The organism is Brachybacterium sp. SGAir0954 (genome assembly GCF_005490785.1).
Taxonomy (GTDB): Bacteria; Actinomycetota; Actinomycetes; order Actinomycetales; family Dermabacteraceae; genus Brachybacterium; species Brachybacterium rhamnosum.
Map to the genome: position 1 here is coordinate 1,211,682 of NZ_CP027295.1, position 19,012 is coordinate 1,230,693.

Annotated in this window: 18 protein-coding genes and 1 tRNA gene; 12 read left to right on the top strand and 7 right to left on the bottom strand. The window is 73.9% G+C overall.

Annotation, left to right across the window (positions count from 1 at the left end):
- Window positions 1-75 precede the first annotated feature (75 nt).
- A complete protein-coding gene (locus tag C1N80_RS05265; RefSeq protein ID WP_137769820.1) occupies window positions 76-840 on the bottom strand; it encodes a L,D-transpeptidase family protein in 765 nt (254 codons plus the stop codon).
- 224 nt (window positions 841-1,064) lie between these two features.
- Here C1N80_RS05265 and C1N80_RS05270 point away from each other — a divergent pair, with 224 nt between their 5' ends.
- On the top strand, window positions 1,065-1,907 hold the full coding sequence (locus tag C1N80_RS05270) for a serine hydrolase (protein ID WP_137769821.1): 843 nt from the start codon (window positions 1,065-1,067) through the stop codon (window positions 1,905-1,907).
- Complete coding sequence (locus tag C1N80_RS05275; RefSeq protein WP_137769822.1) at window positions 1,904-2,716, top strand: serine hydrolase; 813 nt, start codon at window positions 1,904-1,906, stop codon at window positions 2,714-2,716. The genes C1N80_RS05270 and C1N80_RS05275 overlap by 4 nt, the downstream gene beginning before the upstream one ends.
- A gap of 68 nt (window positions 2,717-2,784) precedes the next feature.
- Here C1N80_RS05275 and folP read toward each other — a convergent pair whose 3' ends face one another.
- Window positions 2,785-3,711: a dihydropteroate synthase gene (folP, locus tag C1N80_RS05280; RefSeq protein ID WP_137769823.1), complete on the bottom strand. Its 927-nt coding sequence runs from the start codon at window positions 3,709-3,711 to the stop codon at window positions 2,785-2,787.
- A 148-nt stretch (window positions 3,712-3,859) separates the two neighbouring features.
- Between folP and C1N80_RS05285 the strand changes: the two genes are divergently transcribed.
- Together C1N80_RS05285 and C1N80_RS05290 are read left to right on the top strand one after the other, a co-directional pair.
- Entirely contained in the window at window positions 3,860-5,008 is a 1,149-nt protein-coding gene (locus C1N80_RS05285) for an NAD-dependent epimerase/dehydratase family protein (protein WP_137769824.1), read from the top strand.
- 10 nt (window positions 5,009-5,018) lie between these two features.
- A complete protein-coding gene (locus C1N80_RS05290; protein ID WP_137769825.1) occupies window positions 5,019-6,137 on the top strand; it encodes a glycosyltransferase family 1 protein in 1,119 nt (372 codons plus the stop codon).
- Between the two features lie 24 nt (window positions 6,138-6,161).
- Here the strand turns inward: C1N80_RS05290 and C1N80_RS05295 are convergent, their stop codons facing one another.
- From C1N80_RS05295 to C1N80_RS05305, 3 genes are all read right to left on the bottom strand, one after another.
- Window positions 6,162-7,361, bottom strand: coding sequence for an RNA polymerase sigma factor (locus C1N80_RS05295; RefSeq protein WP_137769826.1), 1,200 nt, complete (start codon window positions 7,359-7,361; stop codon window positions 6,162-6,164).
- 34 nt (window positions 7,362-7,395) lie between these two features.
- Window positions 7,396-7,788 (bottom strand): YciI family protein, encoded by a 393-nt coding sequence (locus C1N80_RS05300; protein WP_137769827.1) that lies wholly within the window; start codon window positions 7,786-7,788, stop codon window positions 7,396-7,398.
- Between the two features lie 266 nt (window positions 7,789-8,054).
- Window positions 8,055-8,954: a C40 family peptidase gene (locus tag C1N80_RS05305; RefSeq protein ID WP_137769828.1), complete on the bottom strand. Its 900-nt coding sequence runs from the start codon at window positions 8,952-8,954 to the stop codon at window positions 8,055-8,057.
- A 426-nt stretch (window positions 8,955-9,380) separates the two neighbouring features.
- Between C1N80_RS05305 and C1N80_RS05310 the strand changes: the two genes are divergently transcribed.
- The 7 genes from C1N80_RS05310 to C1N80_RS05340 are packed head-to-tail and all read left to right on the top strand — an operon-like array spanning window position 9,381 to window position 17,414.
- Complete coding sequence (locus C1N80_RS05310) at window positions 9,381-10,211, top strand: ABC transporter ATP-binding protein (RefSeq protein ID WP_137769829.1); 831 nt, start codon at window positions 9,381-9,383, stop codon at window positions 10,209-10,211.
- On the top strand, window positions 10,208-11,287 hold the full coding sequence (locus tag C1N80_RS05315) for an aliphatic sulfonate ABC transporter substrate-binding protein (protein ID WP_137769830.1): 1,080 nt from the start codon (window positions 10,208-10,210) through the stop codon (window positions 11,285-11,287). Before C1N80_RS05310 ends, C1N80_RS05315 begins: the two co-directional genes overlap by 4 nt.
- Window positions 11,284-12,114 (top strand): ABC transporter permease, encoded by an 831-nt coding sequence (locus tag C1N80_RS05320; protein WP_137769831.1) that lies wholly within the window; start codon window positions 11,284-11,286, stop codon window positions 12,112-12,114. Before C1N80_RS05315 ends, C1N80_RS05320 begins: the two co-directional genes overlap by 4 nt.
- Complete coding sequence (gene acs, locus C1N80_RS05325) at window positions 12,111-14,195, top strand: acetate--CoA ligase (protein ID WP_137769832.1); 2,085 nt, start codon at window positions 12,111-12,113, stop codon at window positions 14,193-14,195. The genes C1N80_RS05320 and acs overlap by 4 nt, the downstream gene beginning before the upstream one ends.
- A gap of 50 nt (window positions 14,196-14,245) precedes the next feature.
- Entirely contained in the window at window positions 14,246-15,430 is a 1,185-nt protein-coding gene (gene sfnG / locus C1N80_RS05330; RefSeq protein WP_137769833.1) for a dimethylsulfone monooxygenase SfnG, read from the top strand.
- On the top strand, window positions 15,427-16,839 hold the full coding sequence (locus tag C1N80_RS05335) for an O-acetylhomoserine aminocarboxypropyltransferase/cysteine synthase family protein (protein WP_240811243.1): 1,413 nt from the start codon (window positions 15,427-15,429) through the stop codon (window positions 16,837-16,839). Before sfnG ends, C1N80_RS05335 begins: the two co-directional genes overlap by 4 nt.
- The gene (locus C1N80_RS05340) at window positions 16,836-17,414 is read left to right on the top strand and encodes a CoA-binding protein (protein WP_137769834.1); all 579 of its coding nucleotides are present in this window, start codon (window positions 16,836-16,838) and stop codon (window positions 17,412-17,414) included. The genes C1N80_RS05335 and C1N80_RS05340 overlap by 4 nt, the downstream gene beginning before the upstream one ends.
- 64 nt (window positions 17,415-17,478) lie before the next feature.
- Here C1N80_RS05340 and C1N80_RS05345 read toward each other — a convergent pair whose 3' ends face one another.
- On the bottom strand, window positions 17,479-18,096 hold the full coding sequence (locus C1N80_RS05345) for a pentapeptide repeat-containing protein (protein WP_137769835.1): 618 nt from the start codon (window positions 18,094-18,096) through the stop codon (window positions 17,479-17,481).
- A gap of 31 nt (window positions 18,097-18,127) precedes the next feature.
- A tRNA-Met gene (locus C1N80_RS05350) sits at window positions 18,128-18,201 on the bottom strand.
- A gap of 151 nt (window positions 18,202-18,352) precedes the next feature.
- Here C1N80_RS05350 and C1N80_RS05355 point away from each other — a divergent pair.
- Entirely contained in the window at window positions 18,353-18,991 is a 639-nt protein-coding gene (locus tag C1N80_RS05355) for a hypothetical protein (RefSeq protein ID WP_137769836.1), read from the top strand.
- Window positions 18,992-19,012 lie beyond the last annotated feature (21 nt).

Below are 19,012 nucleotides of genomic sequence, written 5' to 3' on the forward strand. Positions count from 1 at the left end.
CCGTGCGGCGGGGCTCCTCCGGGCGTCCCTCGGCCCGGACTGCCGGGGACGGGGCGAGGGACGGTCGTGGCGCGGTCAGCGCACGAGGACGCGGCGGTCCTTGACGATCCAGTTCTCCCGCCACAGCAGATCCGTGGCGGCGGTCGAGATGCGGGCGCAGCCGTGGGAGGCGGGGTAGGGCGGGATCGAGGTGGATCCGTGGATGGCCCAGCCGCGGTCGTAGTAGCCGGGGCGGTAGAGCCGGCCCAGGGAGCCCGTCTGCCAACCGGCGCTGTGGAGGCGGTACATGCGGAAGCTGCCCTTGGGCGTCGTCGCCGTCTTCCAGCGGCCTCCCGAGTAGTAGCGCTCGCCGCTGCCGGTGGAGGTGTTGAAGGTCCACTTCACGCGGCCGCCGGTGTAGCAGATGAGGATCTGCCGCTTGAGGTCGATGTCGAAGGAGGAGCCGCTCGTGACGGCGCTCCTCGGCTTCTTCTTCGCGGCGATCGCGGCCTGGGTCTTCGCGCCGACGACGCCGTCCTTGCCGAGCCCGGCGACCTTCTGGATGGCGTAGACGGCCTGCTCCGTGACGTGGCCGAAGCTGCCGTCCGCCGTGCCGCACCAGTAGCCGAGGGCGCTCAGGTTCTTCTGGAGCGTGGTGACGGCGGAGCCGCGGGAGCCCTTCTTGAGCACCGGGGCGGCGAGCGCCGTGCCGGTGCCGAGCGTGAGGCCCGCGCCGAGGGTGCCGACGCCGAGCAGGATCAGCCCGCGCCGCGACGTGACGGGGAGCTGGTCGACCGGCGGGGCCGGGTCGGACTCCGACGGCAGCGGCCGCGCGGAGAGATGGATGAGCGGACGGTTCATGATGGTCTTCCCCCTGTGATGCCGGTATTGCCTGGGTCGTCCGTTATCTCCGGCCCTCTGGGACATCATGCACGAGCCGCACTCGAGTCAACAAGGGGTAAAGAGTTCCCGCTTAGCAGGTTTCTGGTCAGTAGTCGAGAATCCCCCAGGTGCGGGGCACGGCCGGCCCCGGATCACGATTCGGCCACCCCTCGTCCCGGCGGGCGCTGTGCGATCATCGCCCGGTGGAGAACGTCGCGCCCCCGCCCCCCGAGCCGCTGCCCGCCCCGCACGAGCTCGGGCTGAGCGACGCCGACGCCGTGCTGCGCACGGAGGGCGACCCCGCCCGGGTCCGCCCCCTCGCGAGCGTCTCCAAGCCGATCACCGCGCTCGCCGCGCTCGTCGCCGTGGACCGCGCGCTGATCGACCTCGAGGACGCCGTGGACCGCGAGGGCGTCCCCGCCGGCGCGACCGTGCGCCACCTCCTCGCCCACACCGCCGGCCTCCCCTTCGAGGGCGCCGAGGCGATCGCCGAGCCCGGCACCCGCCGCATCTACTCCAACGCCGGCTTCGAGGTGCTCGGCGCGGTCCTCGAGGACGCCACCGGTCACGACCTCCCCGACTGGGTCGAGCAGACCGTCCTCGCGCCGCTGGGCCTCACCGACCTCGAGGTGGACGGCTCCCCGGCCGCCGGCTACCGGGGCAGTGTGCGCGACCTGCTCGCCGTGGGCCGCGAGCTGCTCGCCCCCACGCTCCTGCCCGAGGACCTCCACCGGGAGGCGACGACCGTGCAGTTCCCCGGGCTCGACGGCATCCTCCCCGGCTACGGCCGCCAGCGCCCCAACGACTGGGGCCTCGGGTTCGAGATCCGCGGGAGCAAGCACCCGCACTGGACCGGCTCCCGCAGCAGCGAGCGGACCTTCGGCCACTTCGGCCAGTCCGGATCCTTCCTCTGGGTGGACCCCGTAGCGGGCCTCACCGCCGCCTACCTCGGCGCGGAGCCCTTCGGCCCCGCCCACGTCGCCGCCTGGCCCGGCCTGACCGACGCCCTGCTCGCGGACGCCCTGCCCGGGGAGAGCGGCCCGTGAGCACCGCGCTCGACCTCCTCGACGGCTTCGGCTTCGAGGCCGCCGCGATCGTCATCGGCCCGGAGGGGGTGCGCGCCGCCCGCGGCGACCTCGACCTCGTGCGTCCCTGGCGCTCCGTGACCAAGACCGTCACCGGCACCGCCTGCGCGATCGCCCTCCAGGAGGGGTGCGCGGACCTCGAGGACCCGGCCGGCCCGCCCGGCTCCACCCTGCGCCACCTGCTCGCGCACGCCTCCGGCTACTTCTACGAGTCGGACTCGACGCTGCAGGCGCCCGGGCTGCGCCGCCACTACTCGAACTTCGGGATCGACGAGGCGGCCCGCCACGTCGAGCGCGCCGTCGGCCGCGACTTCGGCGACTGGGTGCAGGAGCGGGTCGCGGACCCCCTCGGCATGACCGGCCTCGACTGGACCGGCTCCGCCTCCGTGGGCGCCCACGGCGCGCTCACGGACCTCGCCCTGCTCGCGGGGGAGCTGCTGCGGCCCACCCTGCTCGAGGCGCCGTGGATGCGCGAGCTCACCACCCCCCAGCTGCCCGAGCTCGTGGGCATCATGCCGGGCTTCGGCAAGCAGGACCCGAACCCCTTCGGCCTCGGCATCGAGGTGCGCGGCCACAAGTCCCCGCACTGGACCGGGAGCGGGAACTCCCCGGAGACCTTCGGCCACTTCGGCATGCGCGGCACCGCCTTCTGGGTGGACCCCGTCGCGGACCTCGCGCTCGTGGTCGGCACCTCGCACGACTTCTGCGACGCCCACCGCGAGGTCATGCCGCGGCTGGCCGACGCCGTGCTCGCCGAGCACCGGTGCTGACGCTGACACAGACGCCGACACAGACGCCGACGCCGGCGCCGACGCTGACGCCGGCGCCGCCGTCGGCCTCACACGTTGTGCACGAGCGGGCCCTCCGGGTCCCGCCAGCCCCGGATCACCTCGAGCATCCGCACCAGGCGCACCGTCGCGGCGACGTCGTGCACCCGCAGCAGCCGGGCGCCGCGCTCGATGACCCAGGCGGCGGAGGCGAGCGACCCCTCGAGGCGCTCGGCCGCCGGGAGGCCCAGCGACTCCCCGATGACGTCCTTGCGCGAGAGCGCCGCGAGCACGGGATGGCCGAGATCGGCGAAGCGCTCCCAGCCGCGCAGCACCTCGAGGGTCTGCACGGTGGACTTGTTGAGGTCCGGGCCGGGGTCCACGACGATCCGCCCCGGGGCGATGCCCGCCGCGAGGGCCTGCTCCACGCGCACCGCGAGGAACTCCCGCACCTCGGCGACGACGTCCCCGTAGACAGGATGCGGGTGCGACCGGCGGGGCTCGGCGAGCGAGTGGGTGATGACGAGGGAGGCGTCCGTGCGGGCCACCACGCCGGCCAGGCGCGGGTCGGAGAGCCCCGTCGTGTCGTTGATGAGATCGGCGCCCACGGCGATCGCGGCCTCCGCGACGTCGGCGTGGAAGGTGTCCACGGAGAGCAGCACATGGGGCAGCTCGCGGCGCAGGCGCTCGAGGACGGGGACCACGCGGTCGATCTCCTCGGCCACCGGGACCGGCTCGCCGGGCGCGAACTTCACGCCGCCCACGTCCACGAGGTCCGCCCCCGTCGTGCCCGCCGCGAGGCCCGCCGCGACCGCCTTCTCGAGGGAGTCGGTGCGGCCCTGGTCGAAGAAGGAGTCCGGGGTGCGGTTGACGATGCCCATGACGAGCACCCGGCGATCCGTGGACGGCAGCGGCCGCGGGCGGAGGGGGCCGACGTGGTCGGGGGTCGGCGCGGGCGCCGGCACGACGGTGACATCGGGGCGTCGGTCCTGGGTCATCGGTCATTCCTCTGCTGTTCATGACGGCGGGAGTCCGTCTTTGACGGCCTGTCGCCCTGCATTACGTTAAGAGCGGACGCTCTGCTCCTCGATCCGGCCGAGGGCGTCCCGCGAACGCCGGGAACCGACCTATCGGAGGTATCGAACCATGAAGATCGTCGTCGCCGGCGGAGACGGATTCTGCGGCTGGCCCACCGCCCTCTACCTCTCGCAGAAGGGCCACGAGGTCACGATCGTCGACAATCTGGTGCGCCGCGAGATCGATGAGGAGCTCGGCTCGAACTCCGTGACCCCCATCCTCCCCCTCGAGGAGCGCGTGCAGGTCTGGAAGGAGGTCTCCGGGAAGGACATCGCCGTCGTCATCGGCGACCTCACCGACTACGAGACCGTCTCGCACCTGTTCGAGGACCTCCAGCCGGAGGCCTTCGTGCACTTCGCGGAGCACCGCAGCGCCCCCTACTCGATGATCGACCGCGAGCACGCGATCGAGAACCACCGCAACAACGTCGAGGGCACCCTCAACGTGCTGTGGGCGATCAAGGACCACGCGCCGGACTGCCACCTCGTCAAGCTCGGCACGATGGGCGAGTACGGCCAGCCGAACATCGACATCGAGGAGGGCTGGATCGAGATCGAGCACAAGGGCCGCAAGGACCGCCTCCCGTTCCCCAAGGCCCCCGGCTCGTTCTACCACCTCACGAAGGTGCACGACAGCGACAACATCATGTTCGCGTGCCGGGTCTGGGGCGTCCGCGCGACGGACCTCAACCAGGGCGTCGTCTACGGCCTCGAGACCGACGAGACCCGCCTCGACCCGCGCCTCGTGAACCGGTTCGACTACGACGCCGTGTTCGGCACCGCCCTGAACCGCTTCATCATCCAGGCGGCGATCGGCCACGACCTCACGGTCTACGGCAACGGCTCGCAGACCCGCGGCTACCTCGACATCCAGGACACGGTGCGCTGCATCGAGCTGGCCTGTCTGAACCCCGCAGACCGCGGCGAGTTCCGCGTCTACAACCAGTTCACCGAGCAGTTCTCCGTGCTCGAGCTCGCGCAGAAGGTCCAGAAGGTCGCCCGCGACCTCGGGATGCAGGCGGAGATCGCGAACACCGAGAACCCGCGCGTGGAGAAGTACGACCACTACTACAACGCGGTCAACACGAATCTCCTGGACCTGGGCCTGGAGCCGCACCTGCTGACCGACGAGCACCTCGCCGAGGTCCTGAAGGTCGCCCAGCAGAACACCGAGCGCGTCAAGCGCGAGCTCGTCATGCCCACCGTCACCTGGAAGTGACGACCACCCGGTGAGGATCGCGATCGTCACGGAGACCTTCCTGCCCTCCGTGGACGGCGTGGTGACGAGGCTGCGCCACGCCGTCGAGCGCTACGTGGACCTCGGTCACGAGGTCATGGTCATCGCGCCGGACCTCGGCGTGACCGAGCACCACGGGGCGCGGGTGGTGGGCGTGCGGCCGGTGACGCTGCCGTTCTACAAGCATCGGCGCTTCACCCTGCCGAGCCCCACCGTGGACGGCATCATCCGGGGCTTCCACCCGGACGTCGTCCACGCCGCCCAGCCGATCCTGCTCGCCTCCTCGGGGGCCTTCGCCGCGCACCGCCAGCGGATCCCGCTGGTCGCGAGCTACCACACCCACATCCCGCGCTACCTGGACCTGTACCGGGCGTGGCGGTGGGGCAAGCCCGCCGTGTGGTGGCAGATCCGGCGCAACCACGCCCTCGCGGACGTCAACATCGCGACCTCGGAGACGATGCGCGCCGAGCTCGCCGAGCACGGCATCGAGAACCTCCACGTGGTCCGACGGGGCGTGGACACCCGCACCTTCCACCCCTCCTTCGCGAGCGACGCGATGCGCGAGCGGCTCACGCAGGGGCACCCGGAGAAGAAGCTCCTGGTGTTCGTGGGCCGCCTCGCCGCGGAGAAGGAGATCCACCGGCTGCGGCCGATGATGGACCGCCGCGACGACGTGTCCCTCGCGATCGTGGGCGACGGGCCGTTCCGCGGGGAGCTCGAGCAGCTCTTCCGCGGCACCTCGACCGTCTTCCCCGGCTTCATGGAGGGGGAGGAGCTCGCGAGCGCCTTCGCGAGCGCCGACGCCTTCGTGTTCCCCTCCGTCACCGAGACCCTGGGGCTCGTCATCCTCGAGGGCATGGCCTCCGGGCTCCCGGTGGTCGCCGCCCGCTCCGGCCCCACCCTCGAGCAGGTGACCGACGGCCTGGACGGGCTGCTCTTCGACTCCGGCGACGAGGCCTCCCTCGACGCCGCCCTCGAGCGGCTCGGCGACGGGGAGCTGCGCACGCGGATCCGCGCCGCGGCCCGCGCCGAGGCGGAGAAGTACTCCTGGGAGGCGGCGTCGGACGACCTCCTGCGCTACTACGAGATGGCGATCGCGCAGCACGGCTGAGCAGGCGGGGGCACCCCGGCGGGATCACCCCGGCCGGATCGCGCCGGCGAGGCGGTGCAGGTAGCGCTGCTCGGGCAGGCTGCGCGTGCCCTCGGCGGCGCGGAGGAAGGCCTCCCGGGCCTCGTCGGCCCGGCCGAGCCGGCTCAGGAGATGCCCGGTGACGGCCTGACGCCGGTGGCTCCCCTCGGGGAGCCGGTCGAGGATCTCGAGACCGGCCTCCGGCCCCGCGACCTCGGCGGTCGCGACGGCGAGCCCGAGCGTGACCGACGGCGCCGGCTCCACGGCGTCGAGCATCCCGTAGAGCACGAGGATCTGCGCCCAGTCGGTGTCCTCCATCGAGCGGGCCTCCGCGTGGACCGCGGCGATCGCGGCCTGCAGCTGGAACGGCCCCACGGGCCCCACCGGCAGCGCCCGCTCGATCAGCGCGATCCCCTCGGCGATCAGCCGAGGGCTCCAGCGCGACCGGTCCTGCTCGGCGAGCGGGACGATCTCCCCGGCGGCGTCCAGGCGCGCCGGGGCGCGGGCATGGGTGAGCAGGAGCAGGGCGAGCAGGCCCGCGTTCTCCGGGTCCGAGGGCGCGAGCCGGTGGATCCTCCGGGCGAGGTCCAGCGCCGCCGCGGCGAGCAGCGGATCCGTGCCGCGCACCCGCTCGGTGAGGGCGTGGTCCTGGGCGTAGACGGCCGCGACGGCATGGCGCACCGCGTGCAGACGGGCGGGGAGGTCCGCGGCGGTCGGCGCCTCGAACCGGGCCCCCTGACCGGCCAGGGTGCGCTTGGCGCGGCTGATGCGCTGCCCCATCGTGCGCTCCTCGACGAAGAAGCACTGCGCGATCTGGGCCGTGGTGAGCCCGCCGACGGCGCGCAGCATGAGCGCCACCTGCGAGGCCGTGGTCAGCGCCGGGTGCGCGCAGAGCATCAGCAGCAGGAGGGTGTCGTCGGGCGCGTCGGACTCGACGGGGTCCGCCGGATCCGACGCCCGCCCGGGCTCGCGCGTCGCCGCCCGCTCCTCCCGGTCGCGCCGGGCGGCGTCGGCACGGAGGAGGTCCACCGCGCGGCGCGAGGCGACCCGCGTCAGCCAGGCGGCGGGATTCCTCGGCGTCCCCTCGCGGGGCCACTGCTCGGCGGCCGCGATGAGCGCGAGCTGGACGGCGTCCTCGCAGGTCGTGAAGTCCCCGTAGCGGCGCAGCAGCGTGGAGAGGACGTGCGGCGCCTCGCGGCGCCACACGTCCTCCCACTCGGGACCGCCCGGGCCGGGCCGCTCAGGAGACGTCGGGCTCGCCGCTCATGACGGGCCGGAGCTCGATCGTCTCGCCCCGTGCCCCGAAGATCCCGGCGATCTCCTCGGCCCGCTCGGCGGTGTCGACGTCGATGAGGAAGAACCCGGCGAGGTGCTCCTTGCCCTCGGCGTACGGACCGTCGACGGCGACCTTGCGATCGCCCTCCCAGCGCAGCAGGCGGGAGCTGGACGGTGCGGCGAGGGCCTCGGCGTGGACGAGCTCGCCGCGCTCGGTGATCGCGGCGAGGCCTTCCTCGAACGCCCTGCTCCCGGCCTCGCGCTCCTCCTGGGGGAGCGCCTGGTGCTCGGGCAGGAAATCCGGTGTGGGGTGTCCCCAGGGCTGCGGGTTCGAGTGGATGAGGATGACGTACTTCATGACTGCTCCTTCGTGGCCTGCTCGGCTGATCGGTCGGGGTGACCGCTCTCGTGCGCGGCGGTGGCGCGGTGCGCCTCCGCCGTCCTGCACCCACACGTCGGAGCTGCGGGCGAGTTCTCGACATGGTCGCACCGACGGGGGGGATCTCCCGCCGGACGGCCGATGTCGCCGCCCGGGAGACGCCGAGGCCCGGCCCCGCAGGATGCGGGACCGGGCCTCGATGGAGGGCCCAGGGCTCAGGCGGAGGAGCCGGGCCGGGGGAAGGATCAGCGGAAGGTGACGAAGCCGGTGGGGTTGCCCCAGATCTCGCGCTCGACGACCTGCTGCTTGGAGCCGGAGGCGTCGATGATCTCGCCGTCGCCCGCGTAGATCGCGACGTGGCCGGGCCAGGTGACGAGGTCGCCCGGCTGCGCCTCGGACTGGGAGATGCTGCGGCCCTGGTCGGCCAGCTGGCCGGCGGTGCGGGGCACGTCGATGCCCGCGGCGCTGTACGCGTAGTTCACGAGGCCGGAGCAGTCCATGCCGCCGAGCGAGGAGCCGCCCCAGGAGTAGGGGGTGCCGATCGCGGAGCGGGCGGCGTCGACGATCGTCGAGCCGCTCCCGCTCGAGTCCGAGGAGCTCGACGGCACGGCGGTCGCGCCGGCCGGGGTGCCGTTCGTGGAGCCCGAGTCGGAGTCGGAACCGGAATCGGCGGAGCCGCCGTCGAGCGCGGCCCGGGTGTCGGCGCCCACGACGCCGTCGGTCGCGATGCCGGCCCCGGACTGGAGGTCGATGACCGCGTCGCGGGTCAGGGAGCCGAAGAAGCCGGTCTCGGGGAGGTCGGCGCCCTGCGCGTTGAGGGCCTCCTGGAGGTCCTCCACGGCCCGGCCCGAGTCGCCCCGGCGGAGGGTGTCGGTGGACGCCGCGTCGGAGGCCTGCTCGGCGGACTCGGCGGACTCGTCGGAGCCGGAGGCCTGGGCGGGGGCGGAGGTCGCGGTGACCGCGGCCTCGTCGGAGCCCGCGAGCGCGGAGTCGTCGGCCAGCGCGGCGGTGCCGCCGGCGAAGGCGGTGCCGACGAGGACGGTGCCGAGCACGGCGCTGCCGCCGATCGCGTGCGCCGCACGGCGGGAGGCGGTGAGCGGGGTGACCGCGCGGCCGGCGGCGCGGTGGGTGTTCTGGAGCGTCATGGGGGTGGTGATTCCTTCGTGGCGATGCTGTGGGTCTCTCGCGTCCCTCGACGCGATGCTCGCTCCGGTCACGGGCGACATGCGGTGACGTCGAGGGTGGGGCCCGGGCGTCCGGGGAGCGGTCATCCACGCTAGGAGCCGTGCCGGCGGACCTGAAGCGCGTTGAACGAGCCGCATCGAGCCGTTGAACGGGATTTGACCCGCAGCAGCCGCCATTGACGCGGCGGTGGTCCGGCTTGATCTCCCGGCATGGCGTGCGCCATACGGGGCGGCGTCCGCGCGGTGGGGGACAGGGGGAGGGGAGCGGCCCGGCCATGTGACGGGCGCCGCACGGCCGTCACCCTCACGTCACCTTCGCACGGGGCATATGACGGCTGATGACATGGCGGTGGATCGAGTCCGCCATGCGCCGTCATGATCGGCCACATGACCGCACCCGCCCCCGCCCCTGCCCCGACCCGGGACCCGGGCCCGGACTCCCGGCCCGCCCGCGGAGTGCGCCTGGACGGCGTCGCCCGCGGCTTCGACGGCCCCCAGGGCCGCCACGAGGTGCTGCGCGCCCTCGACCTCGAGCTCGCCCCCGGCGGCATCCACGCCGTCATCGGCCCCTCCGGCTGCGGCAAGTCGACCCTGCTGCGCCTCGTCGCCGGACTCGACGCCCCGAGCACCGGGCGCCTCACGACCCCCGGCGCCGAGCGCACCGCCGTCGCCTTCCAGGAGCCGCGGCTGCTGCCCTGGCGCACCCTCGAGGCGAACGTCGCTCTCGGCCTGCCGCGCGGCACCGCCCGCCGCGAGGGCCGCGACCGCGTGCGGCGGCTGCTGCAGCTCGTGGGACTCGAGCACGCCGCCGGCCAGCGCCCCCGCGAGGTCTCCGGCGGCATGGCCCAGCGCGCCTCCCTCGCCCGGGCGCTCGCCCGCGGCCCCGAGGTGCTCCTGCTCGACGAGCCCTTCGGCGCGCTCGACGCCCTCACCCGGCTGCGCATGCAGGACCTCCTGCTCGAGATCCACGCCGCGGAGCCCACCACGGTGCTCGTCGTGACCCACGACGTCGAGGAGGCCCTCTACCTCGCCGACCAGGTCCTCCTGCTGCGCAGCCTGCGCGGCGCGGAGGCCGGCGCCGCCTCCCTCGCCCGCCGGATCGACGTGCCCGGCGCCCGCCCGCGCGACCGCACCGACCCCGCCCTCGCCCAGCTGCGCGCCGAGCTCCTCGAGGGCCTCGGCGTTCCCACCCACCACCACACCGAGGATCCCCGATGACCCCCACCGATCCCTCCTCCCGCTCCCCGTTCCCCCGCCGCGGCCTGCTCGCCGCGGGCGCCCTCGCCGCGCCGCTCGCCCTCGCCGGCTGCGTGGCCGGGGAGAACGCCGACGCGGACTCCGCCGGCTCCGGCGGATCCGACGGCGGCGGCTCCTGGTCCACCGCGACCCTCACGATCGACTTCGCGACCTACAACCCGCTCAGCCTCGTCGTCCGCGACCAGCAGCTGATCGAGAAGGCGCTCGGCGACGGCGTGGAGGTCACCTGGGTGCAGTCCGCCGGCTCCAACAAGGCCAACGAGCTGCTGCGCTCCGGCTCCGCCGACGTCGCCTCCACCGCCGGCTCCGCGGCCCTGCTCGCCCGCGCGAACGGCTCCCCGATCAAGGTCATCGACATCTACTCGCAGCCCGAGTGGTCCGCGCTCGTGGTCCGCGGGGACAGCGACGTCACCGGCCCCGCGGACCTCGCCGGGCGGCCCGTCGCCGCGACCCCCGGCACCGACCCGTACTTCTTCCTCGTGCAGGCGCTCGCCGAGGCCGGCCTGGAGGTCGAGGACGTCGAGGTGCAGGCCCTCCAGCACGCCGACGGCCGCTCCGCGCTCGACGGCGGCTCCGTGGACGCCTGGTCCGGGCTCGACCCGATCATGGGCGCGGCCGAGGTCGAGTCCGGGGACGTGCTCGTCTACCGCAACGTCGACTTCAACACCTACGGCTTCCTCAACGCGACCGAGCAGTTCATCACCGAGCACGCGGACGTCGCCCAGGTCGTCGTCGACGCCTACGAGCAGGCCCGCGCCTGGGCCCTCGAGAACCTCGAGGCGACCGCCTCGCTGCTCGCCGAGGTCGCCGGCATCGCCCCCGAGGTCGCCACCACCGTCATCACCGAGCGCTCGAACCTCGACGTCTCCGGCGTGCCCGGCGACGACCAGACCGCCGTGCTCGAGCGGATCTCGCCCGTCCTCGCCGACTCCGGCGACGTCGCCGGCGGGGCCGACGTCGTCGCCGCGGCCCTCTCCTCGATCGTCCACGCGGACTTCGCCGAGGCGGCGGCCGCGGCAGCGGGGTCCGGGAAGTGAGCGCGGAGCTCCTGACCGGGCAGTCCGCCGACGCCTCCCGCAGCACGCCGCTGCTCGCGGCGCGGCCCCTCACACAGCGGCGCGGGGTGCGGCTCGCGCTCGGCGCGCTGCTGCCGCTCGTCATCCTCGTGGCCTGGCAGGTCGTCACCTCCACCGGCCTCGTGCCCGCCTACCGCCTTCCCGAGCCGCTGAGCGTGCTCACGGCCGCGGGACAGCTCGCCGAGGGCGGCGACCTCGGGCTGCACGTCGCGATCTCCGTGCAGCGCGTGCTCATCGGCTTCGCGATCGGCGCGACCGTCGGCCTCGCGCTCGCCGCGGTCGTCGGGCTGAGCCGCCTCGGCGACGCCCTGCTCGCCCCCACCCTCGCCGCGCTGCGCACCGTCCCCTCGCTGGCCTGGGTGCCGCTGCTGATCCTGTGGATGCAGATCGGGGAGAGCTCGAAGATCACGCTCATCGCGATCGGCGCCTTCTTCCCGGTGCTCACCACCGTCTCCTCCGCGCTGCGCCACGTGGACCCGCAGCTCGTCGAGGCCGGCCGCGCCTTCGGGCTGCGCGGATGGTCCCTGCTGCGCATCGTGCAGCTGCCCGCGGTGGTGCCCGCCGTCGTCTCCGGACTGCGCCTCGCCCTCGCCCAGGCGTGGCTGTTCCTCGTCGCCGCGGAGCTCATCGCCTCCTCGATGGGCCTCGGCTTCCTGCTCAACGACTCCCAGCAGAACGGTCGCGTGGACCGGATCCTGCTGGCCATCGTGCTGCTCGCCCTGCTGGGCAGCCTGACCAACGCCCTGCTGGGCGTCGCCGAGAAGCACCTGCTGAGGAGGTGGGCATGACCACCGCGACCCCCACAACCGCCACGAGCCCCACGACCACTGCCGCCCCGCCGGCGGACGAGTTCCGCCTGGTCGAGACCCGCAGCTACCCGGCCCCCGCGGCCGCCGCCGCGCGGGCGAACGTCGGCCCCGAGGAGCACGCCTGCGCGGCCGCCGACCCGCTCGCCTTCTGGGAGGAGGCCGCGCGCCGCCTCGACTGGGCCGAGCCGTGGCACACCGTGCTCGACTGGCAGGGCCCCGTCCCGGACCCCGCCACCGGCGAGGTGCCGGTGCCCCGCGCCCGCTGGTTCGACGGCGGCCGCCTCAACGTCGCCGAGAACTGCGTGGACCGCCACGTGCGCGCCGGCCGTGGCGAGAAGGTCGCCCTGTTCTTCGAGGGCGAGCCGGGGGACCGCGAGGCCGTCACCTACGCGGACCTCCAGGCGCGCGTCTCCCGCGCCGCGAACGCCCTGACCGCGCTCGGCATCGGCCCCGGCGACCGGGTCGTCGTCTACCTCCCCGTGCTCGTCGAGACCGTCGTCATCGCGCTGGCCTGCGCCCGGATCGGCGCGGTGCACTCGCTCGTCTTCGGCGGCTTCAGCGCCGAGGCCGTGCGCTTCCGCCTCGAGGACACCGGCGCGAAGCTCCTCGTCACCTCCGACGGCCAGTTCCGCCGCGGCCAGGCCGTCGAGGTGAAGAGCCAGGCCGACGTCGCCGCCGCCGACCTCCCCGCCCTCGAGCACGTGCTCGTGGTGCGCCGCACCGGTCAGGACGTGCCCTGGACCGCGGGTCGCGACGTGTGGTGGCACGAGAGCGTGGACATCGCGAGCGAGATCCACGAGCCGCAGCCCTTCGACGCCGAGCACCCGCTGTTCATCATCTACACCTCCGGCACCACGGGGAAGCCCAAGGGTCTCGTCCACAGCTCCGGCGGCTACCTCACCCACGCCGCCTGGTCCCACTGGGCCGTCTTCGACGCCGAGGAGGAGGACGTCCATTGGTGCACGGCGGACCTCGCCTGGGTCACCGCCCACACCTACGAGATCTACGGGCCGCTCAGCAACGGCCTCACCCAGGTCATCTACGAGGGCACGCCCGGCGAGCCGCACCGCGAGCGGCACCTCGAGATCATCGAGCGCTACGGCGTCACCGTCTACTACACGGCCCCCACCCTCATCCGGACCTTCATGACCTGGTTCGGGGAGGAGCTCCCCGTGGGCCACGACCTCTCCACGCTGCGCCTGCTGGGCACCGTCGGCGAGGCGATCAACCCCGAGGCCTGGGTGTGGTTCCACCGCACCTTCGGCCGCGGCGAGCTGCCCATCGTCGACACCTGGTGGCAGTCGGAGACCGGCGCGGCGATGATCGCGCCGCTGCCCGGCGTGACGACCCTCAAGCCGGGCTCCGCGACCCGGCCGCTGCCGGGGATCGACGCCGCCGTCGTCGACGAGGCGGGGGAGGAGCTGCCCGCCGGCCGCTCCGGCACCCTCGTGGTGCGCCGCCCCTGGCCCGGCATGGCCCGCACCGTCTGGGGCGACCCCGAGCGCTACCGCGACTCCTACTGGAAGGCCTACGCCGGCCGCGGCGAGCACGGCGGCTTCTACGTCGCCGGGGACTCCGCGACCGTGGACGCCGACGGCTGCGTCTGGATCCTGGGCCGCCTCGACGACGTCGTCAACGTCTCCGGGCACCGGCTCTCCACCATCGAGATCGAGTCCGCGCTGGTCGCCGAGCCCTCCGTCACCGAGGCCGGCGCCGCCGGGATCGACGACCCCCTCACCGGCCAGGCCGTCGCGGTGTTCGTCATCGCGAGCGGCCGCGCCGAGGTGGACGCCGCCGCCCTGCGCGAGCGGGTCGCCCGGGAGATCGGTCCGATCGCCAAGCCCCGCCACGTGCTGGACGTCCCGGACCTGCCCCGCACCCGCTCCGGCAAGATCATGCGACGGCTGCTCGCCCAGCTCGTCCATGCCGAGCGCGACCGCCGCGCGGGCCGTGAGCCCTCCCCGCTGGGCGACGTGACGAGCCTGCAGAACCCCGAGGCCGTCGACGCCGTCGCCGCGCGGATCGCCGCCCTGCCTGCCGGCCACCCGGCCGTGTCCTGACCAGAGCCGTCCTGACCCGGCCCGACCAGCATCGACCCCCAGGAGGAACCATGACCCCCACCGTCCCCCGCTCCACCTACGAGACGCCGCTCAAGCTCGCCTACTGGGTCCCCAACGTCTCCGGCGGCCTCGTCGTCTCCACGATCGAGCAGCGCACCGACTGGGAGTTCGACTACAACCGGCGCCTCGCCCGCATCGCCGAGGACTCCGGCTTCGAGTACGCCCTCACCCAGGCCCGCTACGCCGCGAGCTACGGCGCGGACCGCCAGCACGAGGCGACTGCCTTCTCGCTCGGCCTGCTCGGCGCGACCGAGCGGCTGAAGATCATCTCCGCCGTGCACCCCGGCATGTGGCACCCCGGCGTGCTCGCCAAGTGGCTCATCACCGCGGACCACATCTCCGGCGGCCGCGCCGCCGTCAACATCGTCTCCGGCTGGCTCAAGGACGAGTTCGTCAACTTCGGCCTGCCGTGGCTCGAGCACGACCAGCGCTACGTGCGCACCGAGGAGTTCATCCGCGTGCTGCGCGGCCTGCTCACCGAGGAGGACTTCTCCCTCGACGGCACGTACTACCAGGTCTCCGGCATCGACCTCTCCCCGAAGCCGCTCGAGATCCCCGGCCGCGCGCACCCCGAGATCTTCTTCGGCGGCAACTCCACCGCCGCCCAGGCCACCGCCGGCCGCGTCGCCGACTGGTACTTCTCCAACGGCCGCGACCTCGAGGGCTACGCCGGGAACGTCGCCGGCGTCCAGGCCTCCGCCGCCGAGGCCGGCCGCGACCCGCGGTTCGGCCTGAACGGCTTCGTCATCGCCCGCGAGACCCGCAAGGAGGCCGAGGAGACCCTGCGCGAGATCATCGCCAAGGCCCACCGCCCCGCGGTCGAGGGCTTCGCGCAGTCCGTCAAGGAGGCCGGCCAGTCCACGAAGGACGGCAAGGGCATGTGGGCGGACTCCTCCTTCGAGGACCTCGTCCAGTACAACGACGGCTTCAGGACGCAGCTCATCGGCACCCCCGAGGAGATCGCCGACCGCATCCTGGAGTACAAGAAGATCGGCGTGAACCTCCTGCTCACCGGCTACCTCCACTTCGCCGAGGAGGTCGCCGCCTTCGGCCGCGACGTGCTGCCGATCGTGCGCGAGAAGGAGGCGGAGCTCGCCCGCGCCCACGGCACCGAGCTGAACACCGACCTGCTCCCCGTCGCCCCCGGCGTGAGCGCCGAGGAGGCCGCCGCATGACGACCCCCGGCTCCGCGGCCCCCGCTTCCCCGACCCCCGGTTCTCAGGCTCCTGGTTCTGCGACTCCTGAGCGCAGCTTCGGCTTCCGCACCCGCGCCCTGCACGCGGGCGGCACCCCCGACGCCCAGCACGGCGCCCGCGCGGTCCCGATCTACCAGACCACCTCGTTCGTCTTCGACGACGCCGCGGACGCCGCGAACCTCTTCGCCCTCCAGAAGTACGGGAACATCTACTCCCGCATCGGCAACCCCACGGTCGCCGCCTTCGAGGAGCGGATCGCGTCCCTCGAGGGCGGCATCGGCGCGGTCGCCACGGCCTCGGGCATGAGCGCCGAGTTCATCACCTTCGCGGCGCTCGTCGGCGCGGGCGACCACGTCGTCTCCTCCGCGCAGCTGTACGGCGGCACCGTCACCCAGCTCGACGTCACCCTGCGCCGCTTCGGCGTGGAGACCACCTTCGTGGCCTCGTCGGACCCGGAGGACTACCGCGCGGCGTTCCGGCCGGAGACGAAGGTCCTCTACGTCGAGATGATCGGCAACCCCTCCGGGGAGATCGCGGACCTCGAGGGGCTCGCGGCCCTCGCCCACGAGCACGGCGTCCCGCTCGTCGTCGACGCGACCCTCGCGACCCCCTACCTCGTGCGTCCGCTCGAGCACGGGGCCGACGTCGTCATCCACTCCGCCACGAAGTTCCTCGGCGGGCACGGCACCACCCTCGGCGGCGTCGTCGTCGAGGCGGGCCGCTTCGACTGGGGCAACGGGAAGTTCCCGACGATGACCGAGCCCGTCGAGTCCTACGGCGGGATCCGCTGGTGGGACAACTTCGGCGAGTACGGCTTCCTCACGAAGCTCCGCTCCGAGCAGCTGCGGGACATCGGCCCCTCGCTGTCCGCGCAGTCCGCCTTCCAGCTGCTGCAGGGCGTCGAGACCCTGCCCCAGCGCATCGACGCGCACCTCGCCGGGGCGCGCGCCGTCGCGCAGTGGCTCGACGCGGACCCTCGCGTCTCCTTCGTGACCTGGGCGGGCCTCGAGGACCATCCCCATCACGCGCGGGCGCAGAAGTACCTGCCGCTCGGACCGGGCAGCGTCTTCGCCTTCGGCGTCACGCCGTCCGGCGAGTTCGCCGACGAGGCCGAGGAGGCCGCCGCGGCCCGTGCGACCGGCGAGGCCGTCATCGGGAACCTGCAGCTCGCCTCGCACCTCGCGAACATCGGCGACGCCCGCACCCTCGTCATCCACCCCGCCTCGACCACGCACCAGCAGCTCAGCCCCGAGCAGCTGCTCGCAGGCGGCGTGCGACCGGACCTCATCCGGGTCTCCGTCGGCCTCGAGGACGTCGAGGACATCCTGTGGGACCTCGACCAGGCGATCACCGCGGCCACCGGCCGCACCCGGGAGGAGCAGGCATGAGCGGCGCGAACGGCATCAGCATCGAGGGCGCCGGGGCGGCCTGCGCCGTGGGCGGCAGCGCGGGTGGCGGTACGGGGTCGGACGGGACCGACGGGCGCAGCTGGCAGGGCCCGACGGCCCCCGAGCGGCTCGCGTTCCTCCGGCGCGCGCGGTCCATCGCGATCGTCGGCGCCTCCGCGAACCCCGCGCGGGCGAGCTACTTCGTGGCGACGTACCTGCTCTCCTCGAGCCCGTACGACGTCTACTTCGTGAACCCGCGGGCGGAGACGATCCTGGGACACCCGGCCTACGATTCCCTCGCGGATCTCCCCGTGGTGCCCGACATCGTCGACGTGTTCCGCAAGGACGCCGACCTCCCCGGCGTGGCCCGCGAGGCCGTCGCCGTGGGCGCGAAGGCGCTGTGGCTGCAGCTCGGATCCTGGAACGAGGAGGCCGCGGCGATCGCCGAGGAGGCCGGCCTCGACGTGGTGATGGACCGCTGCGTGAAGATCGAGCACGCCCGCTTCCACGGCGGCCTGCACCTGGCCGGCTTCAACACCGGCGAGATCAGCTCGCGGAAGCAGCGCCTGGCCTGAGGCGGTGAGCTCGTGAGGCGGTGAGCTGCTGAGCCGGTGAGCTCCTGAGCGGAGGAGCCGCGGGTCAGTCGGCGACGCGGATCCCGAGCTGCTCGGCGAGCTGCGGGGCGAGATCCATCAGCTGCGCGGGGCCCACGGTGGCCCCGCGCAGTGCGTCCACCCCGTGCACCACGCCCGGGCGCACCTCGCGCAGGTCCACGTCGACGCAGGTCGCGCGGTCCATCGTGAGCTCGTCGATGCGGCAGTCCCGCAGCGCCACCCGGGTCAGCCGCGCCTCGGTGAGGTCGAGGCTCGTGATCGTCGCGTCCTCGATGACGACGTCGGTGAGCTCGGCGCCGCGCAGGCTCAGCCAGTCGACCTTGCCGCCGCTGATCAGCACCGAGCTGAGCGCGGCGCCGTCGAGGGCGAGCGCGCCCACCCGGGGCGAGAGCAGCTCGACCTCGCGCCAGGAGCCGTCGGTCGCCCGCAGCTCGGGCGCTCGGGGGCGGTCCAGGCGGCTGGCCACGATCCGGGAACCGCGCAGGTCGACGCCCGTGAGGTCCGCTCCCTCGAGGAGCAGGGAGTCGGCGAGCTCGTCCGGCCGCAGGGCCTCGGGGCCCGCCGGCTCGAGGGCGGCGGCGTCGAGGGCGGTGAGCGCGGGGGCGCGGAGGCGGGAGCGGGCGCGGCGGGGGAGCGGAGGCATGGGCCCGATCCTGCCATCCGGGTCCGACGAGACGCTCCGGCAGGATTCGAACCTGCGACGTACTCCTTATGGGGGAGCTGCTCTACCGGCCTGAGCTACGAAGCGATGCCACCACCGTGCCCGATACCGGGCTCCCGGGGCCAGCGTCGCGTCATCTTCTGTCGCGGGCCCGGCGATCGTTCCTCCCCATCGCCTGCTCGTCCACCGCCGGCGGTCATCCGCTGCGGGCGGGCGTGACCCGGCGGAGGCTGGGGACATGACCGAGCACGCACAGGACCCCGAGCACCCGGCAGGCGAGCCGCCGCCGGATGCCGGCGAGAGCCTGCCCGGCCCAGCGCAGGGACCGGCGCCGCAGGATCTCGCCGCCATCCTGGGCGACCACGCGCATGCGCTGCTGGGCGTGCTCCTGGACAGCGAGGGCACCTTCGACGCGGGCATCCACCCCAGTGCGCACTTCACGGCCCTGCTGCAGCGCATCGTCGAGCTCCGCGGCGTGCTGGACGCCCTGGCCCCCGCGGCGCAGACGGCGATCGCGGAGGCGACCCGACGCGAGGAGCGGGACGCCCATGCCACCGCCGAGGGCGACCATGACCAGCGCGCGATGCGCAGCACCGACCGCGGCGCGGACCAGGCCGCCGCGCGCGAGGTCTCGATGGTCACGCGGCAGTCGCCCGCGCGGGCCGTCTGGTCCCTCTCCGCCGCGCAGCGCCTCGTCCGCTCCCTGCCCTCGATCCACGAGGCGGTCGCCGTGGGCGGCATCGGTGCGGAGGCCGCGCTGCGGGTCGCGAGCGCCGTCCGCGTGCTCGACGAGGACGGTCGCGCGCAGGTGGACCAGGCGCTCGCGGCACGGCTCCCGTACCTCGACGCCGCCTCGACACGGCAGTGGGAGGACTAGGCCGCCGCCGCGGTCGAGGCC

What these genes read in the sequence shown, in the direction of transcription:
- C1N80_RS05265 (WP_137769820.1), bottom strand. Translation starts at nt 840, where the DNA reads ATGAACCGTCCGCTCATCCATCTCTCCGCGCGGCCGCTGCCGTCGGAG.
- folP (WP_137769823.1), bottom strand. Translation starts at nt 3,711, where the DNA reads ATGACCCAGGACCGACGCCCCGATGTCACCGTCGTGCCGGCGCCCGCG.
- C1N80_RS05285 (WP_137769824.1), top strand. Translation starts at nt 3,860, where the DNA reads ATGAAGATCGTCGTCGCCGGCGGAGACGGATTCTGCGGCTGGCCCACC.
- C1N80_RS05300 (WP_137769827.1), bottom strand. Translation starts at nt 7,788, where the DNA reads ATGAAGTACGTCATCCTCATCCACTCGAACCCGCAGCCCTGGGGACAC.
- C1N80_RS05305 (WP_137769828.1), bottom strand. Translation starts at nt 8,954, where the DNA reads ATGACGCTCCAGAACACCCACCGCGCCGCCGGCCGCGCGGTCACCCCG.
- C1N80_RS05310 (WP_137769829.1), top strand. Translation starts at nt 9,381, where the DNA reads ATGACCGCACCCGCCCCCGCCCCTGCCCCGACCCGGGACCCGGGCCCG.
- C1N80_RS05315 (WP_137769830.1), top strand. Translation starts at nt 10,208, where the DNA reads ATGACCCCCACCGATCCCTCCTCCCGCTCCCCGTTCCCCCGCCGCGGC.
- acs (WP_137769832.1), top strand. Translation starts at nt 12,111, where the DNA reads ATGACCACCGCGACCCCCACAACCGCCACGAGCCCCACGACCACTGCC.
- sfnG (WP_137769833.1), top strand. Translation starts at nt 14,246, where the DNA reads ATGACCCCCACCGTCCCCCGCTCCACCTACGAGACGCCGCTCAAGCTC.
- C1N80_RS05335 (WP_240811243.1), top strand. Translation starts at nt 15,427, where the DNA reads ATGACGACCCCCGGCTCCGCGGCCCCCGCTTCCCCGACCCCCGGTTCT.
- C1N80_RS05340 (WP_137769834.1), top strand. Translation starts at nt 16,836, where the DNA reads ATGAGCGGCGCGAACGGCATCAGCATCGAGGGCGCCGGGGCGGCCTGC.
- C1N80_RS05345 (WP_137769835.1), bottom strand. Translation starts at nt 18,096, where the DNA reads ATGCCTCCGCTCCCCCGCCGCGCCCGCTCCCGCCTCCGCGCCCCCGCG.
- C1N80_RS05355 (WP_137769836.1), top strand. Translation starts at nt 18,353, where the DNA reads ATGACCGAGCACGCACAGGACCCCGAGCACCCGGCAGGCGAGCCGCCG.